The 19984-nt window shown below is 68.3% G+C and carries 7 protein-coding genes and 2 pseudogenes; 7 read left to right on the forward strand and 2 right to left on the reverse strand.

From position 1 onward, the window contains the following. Positions 1 to 481 precede the first annotated feature (481 nt). The 6 genes and pseudogenes from AMK16_RS33760 to AMK16_RS33790 all read left to right on the forward strand — a co-directional run bounded on the left by AMK16_RS33760 (position 482) and on the right by AMK16_RS33790 (position 16172). Positions 482 to 826: a hypothetical protein gene (locus tag AMK16_RS33760; protein ID WP_242439062.1), complete on the forward strand. Its 345-nt coding sequence runs from the start codon at positions 482 to 484 to the stop codon at positions 824 to 826. Beyond that, positions 823 to 2178 (forward strand): hypothetical protein, encoded by a 1356-nt coding sequence (locus AMK16_RS36480; RefSeq protein ID WP_158071282.1) that lies wholly within the window; start codon positions 823 to 825, stop codon positions 2176 to 2178. Before AMK16_RS33760 ends, AMK16_RS36480 begins: the two co-directional genes overlap by 4 nt. 709 nt (positions 2179 to 2887) lie before the next feature. Beyond that, complete coding sequence (locus tag AMK16_RS33770) at positions 2888 to 6523, forward strand: LamG domain-containing protein (RefSeq protein WP_242439063.1); 3636 nt, start codon at positions 2888 to 2890, stop codon at positions 6521 to 6523. A 95-nt stretch (positions 6524 to 6618) separates the two neighbouring features. Next, positions 6619 to 13212, forward strand: a complete 6594-nt coding sequence (locus AMK16_RS36850; RefSeq protein WP_242439064.1) for an RHS repeat domain-containing protein — start codon at positions 6619 to 6621, stop codon at positions 13210 to 13212. Between the two features lie 547 nt (positions 13213 to 13759). Then, positions 13760 to 14118, forward strand: a pseudogene (locus tag AMK16_RS38440) (helix-turn-helix domain-containing protein); the annotation flags it as partial. A 608-nt stretch (positions 14119 to 14726) separates the two neighbouring features. Next, on the forward strand, positions 14727 to 16172 hold the full coding sequence (locus AMK16_RS33790) for a hypothetical protein (RefSeq protein WP_242439065.1): 1446 nt from the start codon (positions 14727 to 14729) through the stop codon (positions 16170 to 16172). Between the two features lie 145 nt (positions 16173 to 16317). On the opposite strand, the gene AMK16_RS36855 is transcribed toward AMK16_RS33790, so the two are convergent. Then, entirely contained in the window at positions 16318 to 16842 is a 525-nt protein-coding gene (locus AMK16_RS36855; protein WP_073921164.1) for a hypothetical protein, read from the reverse strand. A 530-nt stretch (positions 16843 to 17372) separates the two neighbouring features. On the opposite strand from AMK16_RS36855, the pseudogene AMK16_RS38725 reads away from it, so the two are divergent. Continuing rightward, positions 17373 to 17882, forward strand: a pseudogene (locus AMK16_RS38725) (Mu transposase domain-containing protein); the annotation flags it as partial. Positions 17883 to 17938: 56 nt separating this feature from the next. Here AMK16_RS38725 and AMK16_RS33805 read toward each other — a convergent pair. Then, positions 17939 to 19885 (reverse strand): helix-turn-helix domain-containing protein, encoded by a 1947-nt coding sequence (locus AMK16_RS33805; RefSeq protein WP_158071283.1) that lies wholly within the window; start codon positions 19883 to 19885, stop codon positions 17939 to 17941. Positions 19886 to 19984 lie beyond the last annotated feature (99 nt).

A 19984-nucleotide genomic window follows, 5' to 3' on the forward strand; every position in this document is an offset into this window, starting at 1 on the left:
CGTAGGACAGCTCCCAGCTCGCGCGACGAGCAGATTCTCCGCGAGTGTCAGGACCATGACTCCGGCCACAGCGCCGGTCACCGCCTCGCCTGCGGACTGCTTGTTCTGACCTGTGCTCTCTTCGCCGCGGCAGCCGTCGTCGGGGTGGGGCGTGGTGTGGTGCGCGTGGTGTTGGGGGTGTTCGGGTGTGGGTGTGCGGGTGTGGGTGTTCGGGGGTTGCTGGCGGGCGGTGGTGTCGGGTGTCGGCGCGCCTGCTTTTCCCGGCTCGCGGGCGCACGGTCCTGCAACCTTTTCAGGCATTAGAAATTGGCAGCCAGTTAGTGCGTACTGGAACAGTACGGACTGACTGGACCCGAAGGGCCCGGCGTATTCGGCAGGCCCGGCGGGCGTTATCCGGGAGTGGTTATCGATGGGTATTGAGGGTTCTTCCGGCGGGGGCCGGCGGCGTGAGCGGTTGACGTCCGCGCCGCGTGGGCGGCGGGTGAATCTGTCGTTCAACGACGCGGAGCTGGAGGTCGTGAGGCTGGCGGCGGGGCGGGAGGGGATGTCGCCCGTGTCGTGGGCGGGCCGGCAGGTGATGGCGGTCGCGCAGCACGTGCTGGTGCCGGTCTCGCGGGATGCCGGGGATGTGCTGCGGGAGCTGGTCCAGGCCCGCGTGCATCTGCGGGAGACGGTCACCGCGCTCCGCGCCCTGACCGCCGACGGGCCGCCTGTGGCCGGCCTTGCGGAGACGGCCGCCACCGTCGTGGCGCAGGCCCTGGGCGCGGTGGCCCGGGTGGATGAGGGGACGGTCCAGGTGATGCGGGAGAGGCGCCCGCGGTCGTGATGCCGAAGAAGGCGGCCACGGGTTCGACGACGATCGACCTCCTGGACTACCTCTTCGGTCCGGGCGTACGCGACGAGCACGTCGACCCTCACCTCGTCGCCGGCTGGGACCCGGATCTGCCGTGCCCGGCCCGTACCCCCTCGCGCATGTCGCTGGCCGATCTGGCGCTGCTCCTGGATGCCCCCGTGGAAGCGCTGCGCGGCCCGAAGCCGGAAGAGCACGTGTGGCACGTCTCGGTCCGCAACGCGCCCGGCGACCGGCTGCTGTCGGACGCGGAATGGAGCAAGGTCGCCGCCGCCATGGTGCACGCCGCGGGCATCGCCGAGCACGGCGACGAGCAGGCCCGCCGGTGGATCGCGGTGCGGCACGCGGACGACCACATCCACCTCGCGGCCACCCTCGCCCGCCAGGACGGCCGGCACCCCCGCGTCCGCGGCGACATCCCCGCGATGCACACCGCCGCCCGCGCCTTCGAAGCCCGCTGGGACCTGACCCCGATGTCCCCGCTCGACCGGACCGCGCGCCGACGCCCCGTCACCGGCGAGGCCGAAAAAGCCGCCCGCCGCGGCCTCGCCGAGACCGCCCGGGAGTCCCTGCAGCGCACCGTCCGCACCGCGGCCGCGCTCGCCCACGACGACACCGACTTCCTCGACCGTCTCCGCGACGCGGGCTTGCGCATGCGCGAACGCCTGGACGATGACGGCGCCCTGGTCGGGTACGCGGTCGCGCTGCCGGGAGACCGCGCCGACGGCGGAACCCGCCCGGTCTGGTTCGCCGGTTCCACGCTCGCCTACGACCTGTTCCTGCCCCGCGTCCGCGAACGCTTCGAGCCCTTCGTCACCTCGGCCGACTGGGTGCTGGCCGAGCACCGGATCCGTGATGCGTCCGCCCTGTTGGGCCGCGCCGGGCAGGTCGAAGGCGCGGGCGACGTCGCAGCCCTGGGCGACCTCCTGGCGGTGGCCGCCGCGCACTCCCCGGCCCTGGTCCGCGACCGCGTCCAGGTCGCGGCCGACGCCTTCGAGCAAGCCGCCCGCCCCCCCCGGGTGCCCGCTCCCTGGAGGGCCGCGCCCGTGCCGGATGGCGCGCCTCGACGAGGGCCTTGGAGCGGGCCCCCGCGCCGCATGCGGCGGCGGCGCCGCGGTCGTCCTCACCCTGCTGATCGCGCTCGTGGAGGCGGTGGAGGCCGCAGCCTCCTGGCACCGCGCGCAGGAATACCGGGCGCAGGCGAAAGCCGCTGCCGAAGCCGCCGTCCTGCTGCGCGAAGCAGCCGGCCTGACCGGCAACCCGCCCCCGACCACGAAGCCGGGCGGCCGAACCGACCGCGCCGATGCGCTTGTATATCGAACCCATGATTTCCTTCGTTCCCGCGCACGACGGCACAGCGCCGCACGCACGTTGTCCCGCCAACCTCGAACGCCGCTGGCGGACAGTCAAAACGCTGTATCCAGGGCTTTTTGCAAACCTACTGGTGGGTACCTTCCGCATCAGCGGCGCGCCGTGGGAGCGGCCCCACGGGAAGAGCGAAGGACGGGGGCGGGCCCGGCAACGCAGCGAGGTGCGGTGCAGCGGGGCCCGGCAAAATCCGGAAGACACACCCTAAGGAACACCCTTTACGAGTCGCTACTAGCGAGAATGTCACGAAAATTGTGTGACGCCACATTTGGGGTTCTGAGGTGGATATCGCTCGCGCAGGGTCCTTGAGTGGGAGATGCGCCACTCATGCCTCGCCCCGCTTGAACATGTGCTCTAATCTCGCCCTGTGAGCAACTGGTAGGCAGGCGTACCTCGATCGGGAGGCGGTTGTGCCTGGGGGTGTCGACCGTTGCGGTCTGTACTCGGCGTCATGCGCCTAGCTGATCATGTGTGACATTTAGAAGAGTATGTCTTCGCCCTGAATGTATTTGGCAGCTTGTTGCCCGGTATGGCCGTTGATATGTGAATGGCATTCAATTGTGAGGGCGAGTAGACGGCTTGGCTTGGCGTGGGGACTGGGGAGTTATCCGCGCCGAATGAATATGGGGGATTATGTTTGTGATCAAGGGTCGGCGGCTTCGTCATGCCGTGGCGACCTCGCTCGGCATGGCAATGGTCATGGGTGTCGCGTCGGCGTATGCGCCGTCGGCCGCTGCGGCCGATGCAGCACCCACGACGGAGAGCGAGCAGGCGCTCGCTGCGGCGAAGAAGTCCGGTAAGCCGGTTGAGGTGGTGGGCGAGCGAACCGATTCGTCGACCACCTTCGCGAACCCGAACGGGAAGTCCTTCCGCCTGGATACGTCAGCCGTTCCGGTCCGCGTCAAGGCAAAGGGCGGGTCGGGCTGGGTCACCCCGGACGCGACGCTCGAGGTCCGCGCCGATGGATCGGTGGGACCGAAGGCCGCTGTCGCCGGCATCAGCTTTTCCGGCGGGGGTGGGCAGAGCAGTCTGGTCACCATCGACCGCGGGGAGCGCTCGATGTCCTGGGGCTGGCAGGGCGGTGTCCTGCCCAAGCCGGTTCTGGACGGCGACAGCGCCGTGTACCCGGAAGTCCTGCCCGGTGTGGACCTGAGGATGACGGCCACGCTCAAGGGCTTCCGCGAGGTGCTCGTGGTGAAGACCCCCGAGGCTGCGAAAAACCCGAAGCTCCAGCGCGTCGAGTTCGACCTCCAGACGAAGGACGTCCAGCTCAACACTGGCAACGACGGCGGCCTTGCCGCCACCGACGCCAACGGAAACCGAGTCTTCAAAGCGCCCCCTGCCCTGATGTGGGACTCCAAGGGCGTGCCCGCCCCACTCGCGCTGTCCCCGAAGGAGAAGGTCGCCGCTGCCAAGGCTGAAGGCGGCACCCTGCCGAAGGCGCCTGCGGGCGCCGAGCCGTCAGGAGACCCCGCGGACGGGCCGGCTCTTGGCTCGCAGGTCGCGAAAATGGCCATCCACGTCGATGCCGACTCGCTGGCCGTCGTACCGGACACGGCCATCCTCAAGCAGAGCGATCCCGCGGCCTTCCCGCTCTACATCGACCCCTCCGTCGCCCTCGACGACGGGACCGAGCACACCGCGCTCCGCAACGACGGAGTGTCCTTCTGGAACTGGGACAACGGCGACGACGGCCTGGGCAAGGGCATGGGCAAGTGCGGCTCCTGGAGTGGTTACTACTGCGGCCCGGGCTACGTACAGCGCCTCTACTTCGAGTTCTCGCCGAGCAAGCTCGTCGGCAAGGAAGTCCTGAACGCCCGCTTCCGCGTCACCGAGCCGTGGGCCTTCCAGTGCGACCTGCGCAACGTGTGGCTGGTCCGCATGGACGGAGAGATCGGCCCCTCGACGAACTGGGGCAACAAACCCAACTACGCCGACCTCATGGGAGACCGCTGGCTGTCGGCCGGCCGTGGATCGGCCTGCGACCCCAATTCGCCCGCAGCGCCGGTCGAATTCTCCGACAACCTTCCTGACGAGCCGGACGAGAACCTCACCCCCACCGTCCGCGACTTCGCCAACGGCCGGTACAACCGTCTGAACCTGGAGCTGCGCGCGGAGGACGAGTCGGACACGGCCGCATGGAAGCGCTTCCGGAATGACGCCGTCCTGTCCGTCGACTACATCGGCAAGCCCAACACGCCGATCTACGTCGGCCTGGTCACGGGTGCGGGGGAGATCTGCGCGAACGACCCGGCCAAACCGTCGATCGTCTCGGACCCGACTCCGGCCATGACCGCGATCACCGAGACCATATGGGGTGGTGAGTCCGGCGCCCAGCTGCGGATTCTCATGCAGACCGAGAAGAAGGAAACCAACGGCACCTGGACCCCGGTCAAGGCCAACGCGGCCGACGCCGACTACATCAGTCGGCCATCCTCGGGATTCGTGGGGGACAACGTCAAGGTCACCAGTGACCCGCCCGCCACGCTGACGGACAGCGCCCAGTACCGCTTCCGGACCTGGACCCGGTCGTACGCGGACGGCAACGAACGAACCAGCGCTCCCAGTGCGGACTGCTACTTCAAGGTCGACTCCAGTGCCCCCAAGGCCCCAGCGGTCACCTTCGGAGCTCCCTACAGCCAGTGCACCAGCACCGCGTGCACAGCGGCCGGCAAGCCCGGCCAGGCGGGTCAGTTCACCTTCGCTCCAGCGAGCGGCGACACCGTCACAGCATTCCAATACAAACTGTCCACGGACACCACCTGGACTGAGATCACCGGCTCGAACCCGACCGTCTCGATCACTCCGCCGCTGTCGGGGACGATGAAGCTGAGCGTGAAGGCCAAGGACTCCGCAGGCCGCTGGGGCGCGACGAAGATCGTCGACTTCGTGGTCAAGGAGGGCCCCAACCCGATCGGCTACTGGACCTTCGACGAAGCCTCCGGCCAGGCCATCGACACCTCGACCACCGACCCGGCGCTCAGGAACAACATGTATCTCGCCGCCGGAGCCCAGCGCCCCGCGAGTGGCCGAAGGGGCTGGGTGCAGACGCCCGCCCCGCACGAGGACCGCTCGCTCCAGCTGACGAACGGCCAGTACGCGAACAGCGCCAAGCCGGCCTTCGACACGCGTAGTTCCTTCACCGTGGCCGGCTGGGTCCGCCTGGACCGCACGGACGGCACCTACTCGATGCTGAGCCAGAGCGGCAAGAACTTCAGCGGTGTCGCCATCACCGCCGCCGCCGGCCAGCCCTGGTCGATGCAGATGGCCACGGACGACACGGCAGGCGGAACCGGCGCCATCAAACGGCTCAACGGCCTCAACCCCGCACAGCCCGGGGTATGGACCCACGTCGCCGCCACATACAACGAGTCCACCGACCTCGCGAGGCTCTACGTCAACGGGCAGCCCCAGGGCCAGATGACCGTCACCAACCCCATCGCCTCCACCGGAGTCATGGGAATCGGCGCCGCCAAGCAGTCCGCCGCCTGGTCAGAGCAGCTTCCAGGCCGGATTGACGAGGTCAAGGCCTGGCAGGACGAGAAGAGCGCCGAAGAGATCAAGCAGGACTCCAGTCTCATCGACCCGGCGACCGGCAAGCCCCACGTCGACCTGGCCGGATCCTGGAACCTCACCACGGCCGGCCCCGCCTACGCCGACACATCCGGGAATGGCCGCGCCCTGACCGCGACCACCGGTACGCCCGTCACGGGCGGCGCCCTGGTCCTGAACGGCTCCACCCAGGCGGCCACCGTCGCGGGTCCGGTCGTCGACGACACGGGTTCGTTCACGGTGACGGCCGAGGCGAAGCTTGACAACACCGCCCTCCTCGCCAAGCCGAACGGCTACAAAGCCCAGGTCATCGGCCAGCGCACGGCCACCGGTTCCTCCTGGAGCCTGTGGTTCGAGAAGACCGGCATCCGCCAGGAGCCGGACGAGCAGGACCCGACCAAGATGCTGGACTTCGTCGAGGGCAGCTGGCACTTCGGCCGCCTGACGGCCGATGGCACCGGGACCTCGGTGGCCAGCGACAGCCCGGCCGCACTCAACGCGGGCGTCCAGGTGACCGGTGTCCACAACGCTCAGGACGGCACCATCACCCTCTACGTGGGCGCGGCTGGCCAGGCCCAGCCCAAGGCCTACACGGCCAGCGTCGGCAGCGGCGAGCTCGCCGTGGGCAAGGGCTTCACCAACAGCGCCTGGGGCAACTTCCTGCCCGGCCAGATCAAGGACATGCGCCTGTGGTCCGGCGCGATGAAGGACGCCCAGCAGGTCACGGACACCGTCTTCGGCTCCGGTAGCTGACCCTCCGACTCCACCACCGATTTGCCGTGGCCGCCCCGCACTGGGCGGCCACGGCCTCACCCGTACCCAAAACCCCCTATCCACATGGAGCATTCGTGTCCATCCGACCACCAGGCGGAACAATCCGCCACCGGCTGCCGCTGGCGGCCGCACTGGCCGTGGCCCTCGCGGTGCCGGGGGTCATCACCCCGATAGCGGAGGCCGCGGACCTTCCGGGTGCCCCGAAGATCGCGAAGCACAAGGACGCCAAGGTCCGGGCCGTCAACGCGCAAGGCGCCAAGGAAGCCCGGGAGTTGGTGGCCAGGAACCAGGCCGAGAACAAGGTCCAGGCGGACCGGGCCCGCGCCGAGGCCAAGGCCGACTGGCCGAAGGCGGCCACGCTGGAGGGTTCGGCCGTACGGTCGGGCTCGCGCCTGTTGGTAGACGTACGGTCCACGGCTCGGGTCAAGAGCCCGCTGCTCAATCCGTCCGTGCCCAAGGGGCCGGCGGCGCCCGCCGCGGCTCCGGAGGGAGACGTCGGGAAGTCGACCGTCAAGGTCCTCGACCAGAAGGCGGCCGAGAAGGCCGGGATCACCGGCGTGATCTTCTCAGCCACCGGTCCCACCAACGGGCCAGCGCAGCTGACCGTCGATTACGGCTCCTTCGCCTCGGCGGTCGGTGGCAGCTGGTCCACCCGCTTGGGGCTGGTCAGCCTGCCTGCCTGTGCGCTGACGACGCCCGAGAAGGCGGAGTGCCGAAAGACCACCCCGCTGCCCTCGGCCAACGACATCAAGAACCGCACGGTGACGGCCGACGTCACCTCGCTCCCCGCCGGAACCACAACCACCACCAAGACCAAGGCCCCGGCGGTTTTCGCCGTGATGGCGACGGAAACGGCCTCGCCACAGGGCGGGGGCGACTTCGCGGCGACCCCGCTCGCGGCCTCCTCCAGCTGGGAGTCGGGAGCCGCGTCCGGGGCGTTCGCCTGGTCCTATCCGTTGACGGTTCCGGGCGCCGTGGCGGGTCCTACACCTTCGCTGTCGCTCTCGTACAGTTCGGGAAACGTCGACGGCCGGACCGCGAACTCCAACAACCAGGGCTCGCAGGTCGGCGAGGGCTTCGACCTGACCTCGTCGTATATCGAGCGCAAGTACGGCTCGTGCGACGATGACGGACAGGATGACAAGTTCGACCTGTGCTGGAAGTACGAGAATGCCTCGCTCGTCCTGAACGGCAAGTCCAGCGAGCTGGTCAAGGACGATGCGACGGGCAGGTGGCGTCTGAAGGACGACGACGCCTCCCAGGTGACCTGGGGGACGGGCGCGGACAACGGCGACAACGACGGCGAGTACTGGAAGGTGGTCACCGGTGACGGTACGACCTACACCTTCGGCCTGAACAAGCTCCCAGGTGCGGGCGCCGAGCGCACCAACTCCACTTGGAGCGTCCCAGTCTTCGGTGACGATTCCGGCGAGCCCGGCTACAGCAAGGGCTCGACCTTCGCCAGCCGCTACGAGACCCAGGCCTGGCGCTGGAACGTGGACATGGTGCAGGACGTTCACGGCAACGCCGCCACCTACTGGTACGCCGCGGAGACGAACAACTACGCGAAGAACGGCGACAAGACCAAGCTACTGCCCTACACGCGCGGCGGCACTCTCTCCGAGATCCGCTACGGCCAGCGCTCGGACTCGCTCTTCACCGGCACGCCCTCCCACAAGGTCACTTTCGACTACAAGGAGCGGTGCTTCGCGGCGAGCTGCACCAACCTGACGAAGGACACTTCGGACAACTGGCCCGACGTCCCCTTCGACTCGATCTGCTCGGCAAGCGAAACCGACTGCCGGGCGTCCGGGCCCGCCTTCTTCACCCGCAAGCGGATGACGGCGATCAACACCTTGGCGTGGTCCACGGCCCTGGAGCCGGACAACTACGCCCCGGTGGACACCTTCGACCTGGCACAGGAGTACCTGGACCCGGGCGACCTCGGTGACACCAGCGACCAGTCCCTGGTCCTGAAGTCCATCAAGCGCACGGGCAAGAACGGCGGTACGGTCGAGGTCCCGCCGGTGGACTTCACCTACCACATGAAGCCGAACCGGGTGGACATCGACGGGGACAACATCGTCCCGCTCAACCGCCCCCGCATCAATACGATCACGTCCGAGACGGGCGCCATCACCACGGTCACCCTCTCCAACCCGGAGTGCGTGCGCGGCTCCAAGATGCCGGTGGCGGAGGACGACAACTCGCTGTCCTGCTACCCGGTCTACTGGCCGATCAACGGCGGTGACCCCAAGCTCGACTGGTTCCACAAGTACAACGTCACGGCAGTCACCATCGCGGACCCGGCCGGCCAGAACGACCTCGTCGAGAACGCCTATGAGTACGCGAACCCGGGCTGGCACCACAACGACGACCCGCTGACACCCGAGGACGAGCGCACCTGGTCCGACTGGCGGGGCTACGGCAAGGTCACCACCTACACCGGAGCCGTCGGCAAGACCCGCTCGAAGACCGTCAAGGTCTTCATGCAGGGCATGCGCGGCGATACCCGCAAGGGCACGACGGCCACCCGCACCACCACGGTCGCGGCCGTACCCGTGCCGGGCCTGACCATCCCCGACGTCAACGACGACGACCAGTACGCGGGCTTCCAGCGCCAGCAGATCACGTATGACGGGAACACGCCGCTCTCGGTGTCCGTCACGGACCCGTGGAGCAAGGAGACCGCGAGCCAGCAGAAGTCGTACGCCAACATCAAGGCCTTCTTCGTCCGCTCGCAGACCGCGTACAAGCACACTTTCCTGACGGGCTCCAACACCTGGCGAACCACCCGTACCGATACCGCCTATGACGCCTACGGCCTGCCGACGTCGATATCGTCGGCCGGTGACACCGCCAAGACCGGCGACGAGACCTGCACCCGTACCTGGTACGCCCGCAACGATGCCAAGGGCATCTCCGGCCTGCCTTCCCGCAACCGCACTGTAGGCGCGGAGTGCTCGGTCACGGACGACAAGCTGAGCCTGCCCGCCAACTCGGCGACCCGTGGCGACGTCCTGTCGGACCTGGCCACCGTGTACGACGACAACGCCGCAACCGGCTGGACGGCGAACCAGACCCCGACCCTGGGCCTGCCCACCTGGACCGGCCGCGCCCAGGCCTACCCGGCGGCAGCCGGCGCCGCCGACCGCAACCCGGCTGGCGGCGCCGGCTGGCAGACCGTCACCAAGACCACCTACGACACGGCCGCCGCCAAGCTCGGCCGTCCGCTGAGCGTCAGTGACGCGGCCGGGAATACGACCACGACCAGCTACACACCCGCAGCCGCGGGCCCGCTGGAAATCACGGTAGTCACGGAGCCGAAGCTCGCCTCGAACGGGCAGCAGCACAAGAGCTACAGCTACACGGACCTGCGCGGCTCGACCGTGCGATCCATCGACGCCAACATGGCCTCGACCTTCAACACCTACGACGGCCTCGGCCGCGTGACCGCCACCTGGCTGCCCAACCGCGGCCAGTCGCAGTCCCCGAACGCCAAGTACGACTACCTCCTGGAACGCGGCAAGCAGCCGTGGACCTCGGTCAGCACGCTGACGGCCGACGGTACGACCTACAAGACGGTCTACACGATCGCCGACGCACTGCTCCGCCCGCTGCAGACGCAGACCCCGTCTCCGAACGGCGGCCGGATCCTGACGGACACCCGCTACGACTCCCGCGGCCTGGCCTACGAGTCGTACGCCGACATCTGGGACAAGGACAAGGGGCCGGAGGGCGCCTACGCCCGCGCCGAGTACGGCAGCACGCCGTCGCAGACGGCGACGGTGTTCGACGGCCTCGGCCGACCGGTCACTTCCTCGCTCCTCGTCTACGGAGTGCAGAAGCAGTCCACCACCACCAGCTACACCGGTGACTCGACCGCCACCACGGCCGTCCAGGGCGGCACCGCGACCCGTACGATCACCGACGCACTGGGCCGGACCGTCGAGACCCGGACCTACTCGGGGACGACGCCGAACGACCTCGCCTATCGCGGCACCGCGCCCGGTACCCCGTACACCAGCGTGAAGCAGACGTACACGGTCGACGGCAAGCAGGCCACGACCACCGGCCCAGACAACGCCAAGTGGACATACGGCTACGACCTCTTCGGTAGGACCACCACCGCTACGGACCCCGACAAGGGCACCGGTACCACCACCTACACCGCGCTCGACCAGATCGCGACCACGAAGGACTCGCGCAACACGGTCCTGGAGTACGCCTACGACGAGGTCGGTCGCAAGACCGCTCTGTGGAAGTCGCCGAAGTCCGACGCCAACCAGCTCGCGGCGTGGACCTACGACAGCGTCCGTAAGGGGGCTCCCACAGCCTCCACCCGTTACGAGGGCGGCCTGACGGGCAAGGCGTACACCAAGTCCGTCACCGCCTACGACACCCTGGGCCGTCCGACGATGACCCGGCTGACCCTGCCCTCCGACGACCCGCTCGTCACCTCGGGCGCCATCGCGGCCACCACCGACCACACGATGACCTACCGGCTCGACGGGACTGCGAACACGGTGGCAGCACCGGCGGTCGCAGGTCTGCCCGCCGAGACCCTCCAGGTCAACTACAACAACTTCGGTCTGCCGAAGGGGCTTTCCGGCACCACGGACTACGTGCAGGACGTGGCGTACTCCCCGATCGGTGAGATCGAGCAGCTGACGCTGGCCCGTTCCGCGGCCGCCGGTGTCCGCAAGACGTTCATCGGCAACACCTACGAGGACGGCACCCGCCGTCTGCTGAAGTCCACGGTCAACGACCAGACCCACAACGGCATGCTGCAGGAGCTGACCTACAAATACGACCAGGCTGGCAACGTCCTGTCGATCTTCGATTCGGCCCCGCTCAGCGGCTTCACCAAGGCCGACAACCAGTGCTTCACCTATGATGCCCAGCGCCGTCTGACCGAGGCCTGGACCCCGAAGACCGCGAACTGCGCCGTCTCGGGCCGTACCGCCGCCAACCTCGACGGCGCCGCCCCGTACTGGAACAGTTACACCTACACGGCGTCGGGCCAGCGGGCCACGGAGAAGACCAACACCGGCACCCCGCAGACCCGTACCTACTGCTACGACCCGGCCCGCTCACACGCCGTGGCGGCCACCACCACCGGCGCCACCTGCATCGGCATCACCCCCCAGTACACCTACGACGCCACCGGCAACACCACCAAGCGCGCCGAGACGCCGGGCAGCGCCACCTCCCAGACCCTGAACTGGGGTCCGGAGGGCAAGCTCACCAAGACCACGGAGGGCGCCACCGCCACCGACTACGTCTACGACGCCGACGGCGAGCTCCTCATCCGCCGCGACCCGGTGGGCGAGACCGTCCTCTACGCAGGATCCAACGAGGTGCACCTCAAGGGTGCCAAGAAGTGGGCAGTCCGCTCCTACAGCATCGCGGCCGTCAAGGTCGGGGTACTGACCAACGAATCCGGCACCGCCAAGCTGTCCTTCGTCGCGGCCGACGCCCACGGCACCTCGTCCCTGACCATCTCCGCCGACGACACCCAGGCGGTGTCCAAGCGCTACACCACCCCGTTCGGCTCGGCGCGCGGACCGGCGGCCGCCAACTGGCCGGACGACAAACGCTTCCTCGACAAGCCGGAGGACACTGGCACGAACTTGACCCACGTCGGCGCACGCGAGTACGACGCGGCCCTCGGCCAGTTCATCAGCGTCGACCCCGCATTGAGCCTCGACCAGCACCAGTCCTTCAACGGCTACAGCTACGCGAACAACAGCCCGCTCACCTTCAGCGACCCGACGGGCCTCGAGAGCTGCGGCAGCTACGGCTACTGCGGTGGCGGCGGCTGGACCAACGGCGATTACATCGAGGACGTGGACGATGACGACGACGGTGGGGGCGGCGGTGGTGGTGGCGGCGGTAGGGGCGGCGGTGGCGGCGGCGGCAGTAGCGGCGGCGGTGGCGGCGGCGGCAAGCAGGGGGGCAACGGCGGTTCCGGCAACAAGCCCGGCTCCTTCGTCAGCATCATCACGCCGCTCCCCTACATCCCTCCCACCATCGCGGCCCCCGAGTACGCGAAGGAGCGGGCGTGCCAGTTCGATCCGGTCCTGTCCTGCAACCCCGAAGACGCCGTCTACGGGGGGCAGAACAACGGGTCGGTGACCATGGTGGGATTCCTTTGGGCAATGGGGGCCTTGTCGCCCGAAATGACCTATGGGGAGAACAGTCAGGTCGCGCGAGACGTGATGAAGAGCGATCTCACCGCAGCGCACCGAAATGAAATCGGGCACCTCTTCTACGGTCAGGGTCAGAGGTCTGGTGAGTTGACCTCCAACTCCATCGGCGACAAGGATGCCGCCGGCCAGTCCAGTCAGCTCAGGGAGGACCTGACCGCAATCGCCACGCACGATGACGCCAAGCTGGCCACGGCTGTTCTGGGTTCGTACACAGCGAACTATGAGATACTCCGCGAAGGAGTAAATGGCGTTCAGGCGCGTATCAGCATCACCAATGGAATGACGGTCTCGTCCTTCGCTCACGCCAAGACGGGCTATGGCACTCCGGCGGATAAGTTCCTGCAGAAGAATGTCGACCATGTCGGCGTCTTGGGGCACGGGAAGGGGCAGGCCATGACGATCGTCTTCCGAGTGGTAATTCCGCGAAATTACAACTACGGGGGTCCGAATAAGTGAGAACCCTCAAATCGATTCGAGTGGTCGCACTGTTCCTGGCTCTTTCCGCTCCTGTCGTGTCTTCCTGTGCGGCCCTTGAGGACGCCGGGGCGGGGTATCCGAAGGGGGTCTCGGCGGATCGAGACTCACTGGTCCGCTCCTGGGGCAAGGATGGAGCCGAAGTCGCTCTTAAGGCGGACGGTTCATTCGAATCCAAGGGTGTCGACTTCGGCAAACGGGACTGTCGTGAAGGGGTTCCGGATCCAGGGGCCGGCACCTGGTCGTCAATTGACACGGGTCAGGGGGCGACGAGGATTCAGCTGAAGTTCGGAACCGGATGCTTCGGCTCGCTCTGGGTCGGAACGATCGACGGTGTGACCGTACTGTGGCGGGAGACGAGCCCGGAGAAGCACGAATTCACATCCCTGAAGTAGGTGTGCTCGGGCTGCACTGAGCGCCCACGCACGTCCGCCGTGCGGCCCTGCCGGCCCAGGGCGACAGCGGAAGGCCCCGGAGATTTCCTTAGATTCTGGGAGTCGTTGCAACACACTCCAGCTCAAGGGGTGGCATGGACTTCGAGATCCGTGAGGACCGGCAGCCGCAGGGACGGAAGAAGCTCACCGCTGAGCGAGCGGCATACTTCCGGCTCATGCAGCAGGGCGTAAGCACACGGAAGCGTGCCGGATCGTCGGGATCAACCGGCGGACCGGGAAACGCTGGCGCTAGGGATGCGGCGCGTCCGGCAGCAACGAGGCGGCTCCACCGATCACCGCGGTGGAGCCGCCTTCCGTGCCGTCGCGGTACCTGTCCGAGGCCGACCGGATCCACATCGCCGACCGGTTGCGCGAGAATGCGACGGTTCGGGCGATCCTGGCGGAGTCTGGCCGCAGCCCTTCCACGGTCAGCCCGGAGATCCGCCGCAACCGGCACCGGGCAGCGGGGCCTATGACAGACAGTTCCGACCCTGTTCCTGAGGATGTAGGCGACCGCGAGGCAATGGAGCACATCCTCGGTCGTCCCTTGAGCCAGGCATGGCCGACGGGTGCACTGGCACCGGGCAGCCGGGTCACGGTCGTTCGCGACCAGGACTGGGACGGCCCTTGGCAGGCCGAGTTTGCTGGAACGATCGATGCCATGGGTGCACCCGAACCCACCACACATACCCAGGCGCTCAGGGGCGAGCTGCTGTATTGGGTGACCTTCGACGAGTCGCAGTACGACTGCGACGGGGCCGGTCCCTATCGCAAGGCCCAGATCCGGAGTCGGTACCTACGGGCCGAGCAAGAGCCCGAAGCGTAGGGATACCGCGCCTCATTCTCCACTCGAATGTCCTTCGAACTGGGCCGCTCACCTGGGCATTCGCCGGACGTGGGGGCGGCCTCCGTTTGATCATGTACTCCGACCGCTGTCGATGTCTTGCCGCAACCGGGCGACCGTGCAAGCCACGCCTGCGGCGACTGCCGCGGGACTTCGAGCGGCCGTCACCGCAGTCGCCCCTTTGAGATCGGGTTTGGCGGGTCCTGCTGTGTGCAGGGATGGGTGGAGCCCCCGGCATCAGCCAGAAGGGGCCCCCAATCCTGCGAGGGAGAAGCGTCGTGATACTTCCGGTCGCCAATGGCCTGCGTACCGATCATCCTGTGCCGGGCCTGCCGTTCATCAACGACGAGCGGCTGCCCTTGGACAACCCGGATGCGATCGAACGCACTGGACGTAACCAGGGCGAAGGTTTGTGGGGCCGCACAGACTCCTTACGGGACGGCGGCTGGGTGGCGTTCACCACCGAACCGAAGAACCGTACGTTTGCCTGGGCCGTCCACTTCCATCCTGAGTACGGTCGCACCGTCCTGCTGGTTCACGATCGGGATTGGAGCGACCTCCACTACCACTGGATGTACGGGAGCAGCGGATTCCTCTACCGCCACGGCGGCTACTGGTGGGACGGCAGTGCCTGGCACAGGCCAGGCCAAGTCCTCGACCGCGCCTTCGAGCACTACGACCCCCGCCCGGTCCGAGATGCCATCACGATCACCGCCGCCGACCTCCTGGCGCAGCCCGCCACTCCAGCTTCCGCCAAGGTCACAAAGATCGCCGACTTCACGGCCTCGGAGACGCCGCTGCCCAACTGGCGCGACCATCTCGCCCTGTGGGCCGGCCATCGCCACCTCGTGCCCGACGCCCTGCCGCCCGACCGGTGCGTCGTCGACCTGCGGGCCCCGGAGCTGGAGCCGAACCGCCTCGTGGACCGGGCGGGGCTGGCGAGGATCGCGGATATCGCTCTGAACGATCTTCCGGATCCGAAACACGGACGGCGCGATCTGCCCCCGCCGCAGGCCCACACAGCCGACGGTCCGCGCTGGTCGGAACCCGTTGCCCGTGACTGGGCCGAGCGACGCCGCAGCACCGAGGGCCCCGCAGCCCTCCTCGCCGCCACCACGACCTTCGGCAGCTCCCAGCCCCGCGGCCTCGTGACCGATCACAACCTCCTGACCAAGATCATCAAGGACAGTCTTGAAGACGAGGACACCAAGAGCAGCAAACGACGGTTCGCCAAAACCGACGAGAAGCGCAGTCAGGAGACCGCCGCGACCCTCGCCTGGTGGCCGGCAGTCGCCCTCACTGAAGGCCCCGGGAACCTCTTCTCGGCCCTGCGCACAACGCTGATTGAGGCCGTCGTCGGAGGTCTCGCCGACGACGTGGAAAGGGCCCGGAAGTGGAACAAGAAGGAGCCCTCTCTCGGGGACATCCGGACCGATGTGGTGAAACTACTCGACTGGTACATCCAGCGGAATCCGGGGGCCACGGCGGGGCTCTTCGGCGAGATCCTGCTGATCGCCCGTACCCGCCTGGACCTTGCACCCGAACACGTCGGCCGCCTGCTCCGACGATCGTTCCATCTGGACAGTGAACTGGACGGCAAGACCATCGACACCCTGCTCGATATGACGCTCCCCCCGTCTGCGAAACACCGCGACGACCGCTGACGCTTCCTCCCCCCCAATTTCAGCCCGTCGGGGCTCCGAAGGCCCCGACGGGCTGGCTGGAGTAGGGGGCCTGTTACTTCCGGTGGTCGTGCGTGAACGGGCTGCCGGGGAGCCGACGAGGGGGGCATCGTGTAGGTCTGGGCCGCTACGCGGTGGTGGCGCGGGCCGAGGCCTCGTTCTTGATCTGCAAGAGAGCTTTGATCATGAAGTTACAGAGGGCGAAGACTTGCTTGTGGTCTTCCGATTCCTGCAGGGCAGTGAGTGCGGTGAAGGCTGCGAGCTGGGCGGCGCTGTAGTGCTGGGTGGTGCTGGTGACAGCTGATGTGAGCAGCTGTTCCTCGGTGTCGCCCGTCAGGGTGTCCGCGTGATGCAGGAGGAAGTCGACCGCGACCCGAATCAGCGTGTTGTCGGTAATGATCTCGTCCCGCGTCTGGCGGTCACGGGCGACCTGCCGGCGCAAGGCGGCCAGGGCGCGCAGTTGGTCCCGGCGCAGACGTGCTTCCTTGCGTTCCAGGGTCGCCCACCGCGGCTGTTGCTCAGGGATCCCCGTCGGGGCCGAGGCCGGGGCCGGAGACGGTACGTCGGCGGCCGACGCTGGCGCTTCGGTGCGGGCAGAGGCCCTGGAGCGCGCTGCGCGGCGGAGCTGGTGTACGCGGCTGGAGTGGGGCATGGCGCCTCCCTGGAAGCGGGTGCCGGGTTCCCGGGGAAGGAAGTCGGGCCCCGGGAGCCGGGGTACGGCTCGGTGCATCGCCCAACGGCCCCGGCTGCCGAAACGTCACGGCGGTCACCTGTAACCAGGCCGTGGATTGACCCGCGCGCTGGTCACGGCACAGCGCATGCTGGCGGCGGAGATGACCACCCCGATGCTCCGGTCGGTCGTGGAACAGTTGTGGTCTGTCGCCAACGGCGACAGCGTCCGGAAGCACGACGTGGGCGGGCTGCAACGTCATCACCGAGTACGACGCACCGCTGTCCGGCCCGTGGGGCCACCCCGGACCTGAAGAGCGCCGCTCGCGCGGAGCGAGTGATCGCGGGCACCGCGGACGACGTGATGGAACACGCCTTCCGCCTCATGGCGGTCTAGTCCAACTTGGGGCGGGGGCTGTGCCAGGCCGTGTCCTGCCGTGACCACGGGCCCAGCCACCGTCCGGCGCGCGGTACGCGGAGTGCGCAGGGGAGGCCAGCGCCGCGGTGTAAGGGATGCCAGCCCGGGCGGCGAGCTGCCTGGTCCGCGCGGTGAGTTCGTTGTTAGCACCCTCGCCGCCCGCAGCTCCTCGTCCTCGGTCGCCACGACCCGGCAGGCCGCCCGCGGTCGGCCGGACGCCTTCTGTTGTGTCCGGCCGGTTGAGGGTCGTGCTGTCCCTGACGGGCGGTCAGCCGCCTGTGCTGTTGGGAGGCGCGCGGAGAAGCGTACAGGGTGATGGGCGACGAGTGAGTTGCGGTGCTGGGCGACAGGACGCCGCGTTCACCGCCTGGGTGCCCCTGCAGCGGGCCCAGATCCACAAGACGCACCGGGAGGTCATCGCGGAGCGGGCCGCGAGGGACCACGCGGCCCTCAAGCCGCTGCCGCCGGTCCCGTATCTGGAGGCCGAACGGCAGCTGCGGCACGTCGGCAAGGACTGCCTGGTCGCCTTCCACGGGAACCTCTACTTCGTGCCGGCCCGGCGAGTCCGTGCTCGTCAGCTGGTCGAGGTTCGGGCAACGAAGGCCCAGGTCATGCTGCATGGCACCCTCGCCGACATCCAGGGCAGCACACCGCTGGCCGCCTATCCCCGGGGGGAAGTGGTGTTGAGGGCGAGGGCGACGGTGAGGGACAGGGCCATGGTGGTGTCGTGGCCCTTGATGGTGGCGGCAGCCCGGATGAGGCGGTGCCGCTGGTCGGTGGCCGGCACGGCGACGGCGATGCAGGCGGTGCGGCCGGGCAGTATCAGCGGGCTGGCGGCGCAGACATCCTGGTCGGAGTACTCCTTGAAGTCGTATTGGAGGGGCCGGAGGTCGAATGCGCGGAAGAGGCTGTCGGGGTCGGTGATCGTGTGACCTGTCAGCTTCTTGGGCCGGTAGCGGGAGAGGTGATCGAGGCGGGCCTCGCGGCCCAGCTGGGCGAGGTTGGCTTTGCCGAGAGCGCTGGCGTGGGCCGACTCGCGGAAGTCGACGTACTGGTGGACGGTGGGGATGCCGGGCTGGGCGGCTTCGTGGGAGACGTGAATGTCGCCGTCGGTGTAGGAGCCGATGTAAATCGCGCCGTGGGTCTTGAGGCTGAGGTGCTCGAGGAACTCCTGGACCGTGTCGCGGCCTTCGGCGGCGGCGTTCAGGGTGGGGCCGGGGGAGTGGCCGCCGTCTTTGCCGGTGGTGATGAAGTGGTGGCGGCGGAGCCAGGCGAGGACCTCGGAGGTCTGGCGGGGCGGGAGGCCGCAGGAGCGGCACAGGGCGGCCAGGCCGACGGGCGTGTTGGCGCTCCTGATGGCTTCGAGGATTCCCAGGCGCCGCATGACCGCATCGGTGTCCTGGTCGCCGCGACGGGTGCGCGATGCCCACAGGATGTCTGGCAGACGGGGGCGGTCGGTGCCGGAGGCACTCGGTTCGTGGGGTGTGCGGGTACTGGCCGTATCGCGAGTTGGCTGCGCCACGTCGTTGGCCGGGTGCGGCTCGGTGTCGGGTGGGGCCATGAGGGCGGAGGCGACCATCATCCGCTGCCACAGGGGGCGCACGTCGTCTGGATGTCCGCGTAGTGCTGTGGCCAGGGCGGCGACGAATGGCCAGTCGGACAGATCCCGCTCGGGCCGCTCGCTCACCAGGGCACGCGCGACACGGCGTGGGTTGAGTGTCAGGTGCTGGAAGCAGATGTCGTCCGGGGTGGGGGAGCCGGCCGCGATGCACATGCCGCGCAGGGCGGACTTGAGCGAGGAGGCAGCCTGGAGGAAGTCCTCGGGGCCGGGCAGCGCGACCGGGGGGATGCCCAGGGCCTTCTCCCACAGGGGCCGTAGGTCGGCGGGGTCGGCGCCGCACAGCTCGGCCATCGCCTTGACGTCCTTCCACTTCGGGCGCCGCTTGCCGAGCAGGATCAGCGAGAGCAGAGACGCCGAGATGCCGATTTCTGCGGCCAGCCACCGCTGGGTGCGCCCGGAGGCGCGGTGCAGGTGTGAGAGGGCCGTGGTGAGCTGGTAGGCAGGGTCACCGGGCAGGGCAGGACTGGGCAGGGTGCTCTCCCCTTTTACAGAGTTGGGGCCGGACGTGGGCCGGGCGGGGCGCGGCCGCGGGGGGCGGTGCCCCGGTCCCGAGCCGCGCTCGGCCCGCCAGTGAAGGATCTTGGCGACCTGCTCGTCGCTGTACCGGGCCCGGGTGGCCGAGACGGACATCGACAGCGCGTGGCTGATGTCCGTCCACGAGGCCCCGTACTCGGATGCCTGCCGGACGGCGACCGCCTTGAGGTCAGCCACGTCGCGTTCGAGGCGAAGGGTCTCCTTGAGCAGCTCCAACGGACGGGCCGGAAGCGGTAGCTGGCTGCGCTGCAGGGCCGCTGCCGCTCGCGCTGAGACCGACTTTGCGATCCTGGCGACGTCCTCATCGTGCTTCTGCGAATAGCTGAGCACGGTCTTCTGCCGCGCACGGTAGGCGGCCCTACGGCAGTCAGTGCCGCAGTACTTCGGGGGCCGGCCGCTCGTCTTCGGGCGGTAGAACCTGCTCTTGCAGTTCAGACAAAGGATCTTCGGCATCACTTTATGTGACATAAGGCTCCCTAGTGGGCATATTGGGGTGGCGAACTGGTTGCGCGCCACCCAGTTTTTTTTGCGGTGGCCCCCAAGGCGTTGGGC

Source organism: Streptomyces sp. CB00455, assembly GCF_001905445.1.
Classification (GTDB): domain Bacteria; phylum Actinomycetota; class Actinomycetes; order Streptomycetales; family Streptomycetaceae; genus Streptomyces.

Coding starts and splice junctions, on each gene's coding strand:
- AMK16_RS33805 (WP_158071283.1), bottom strand. CDS start 19,885: ATGCCGAAGATCCTTTGTCTGAACTGCAAGAGCAGGTTCTACCGCCCG.
- AMK16_RS36855 (WP_073921164.1), bottom strand. CDS start 16,842: ATGCCCCACTCCAGCCGCGTACACCAGCTCCGCCGCGCAGCGCGCTCC.
- AMK16_RS33790 (WP_242439065.1), top strand. CDS start 14,727: ATGGGTGGAGCCCCCGGCATCAGCCAGAAGGGGCCCCCAATCCTGCGA.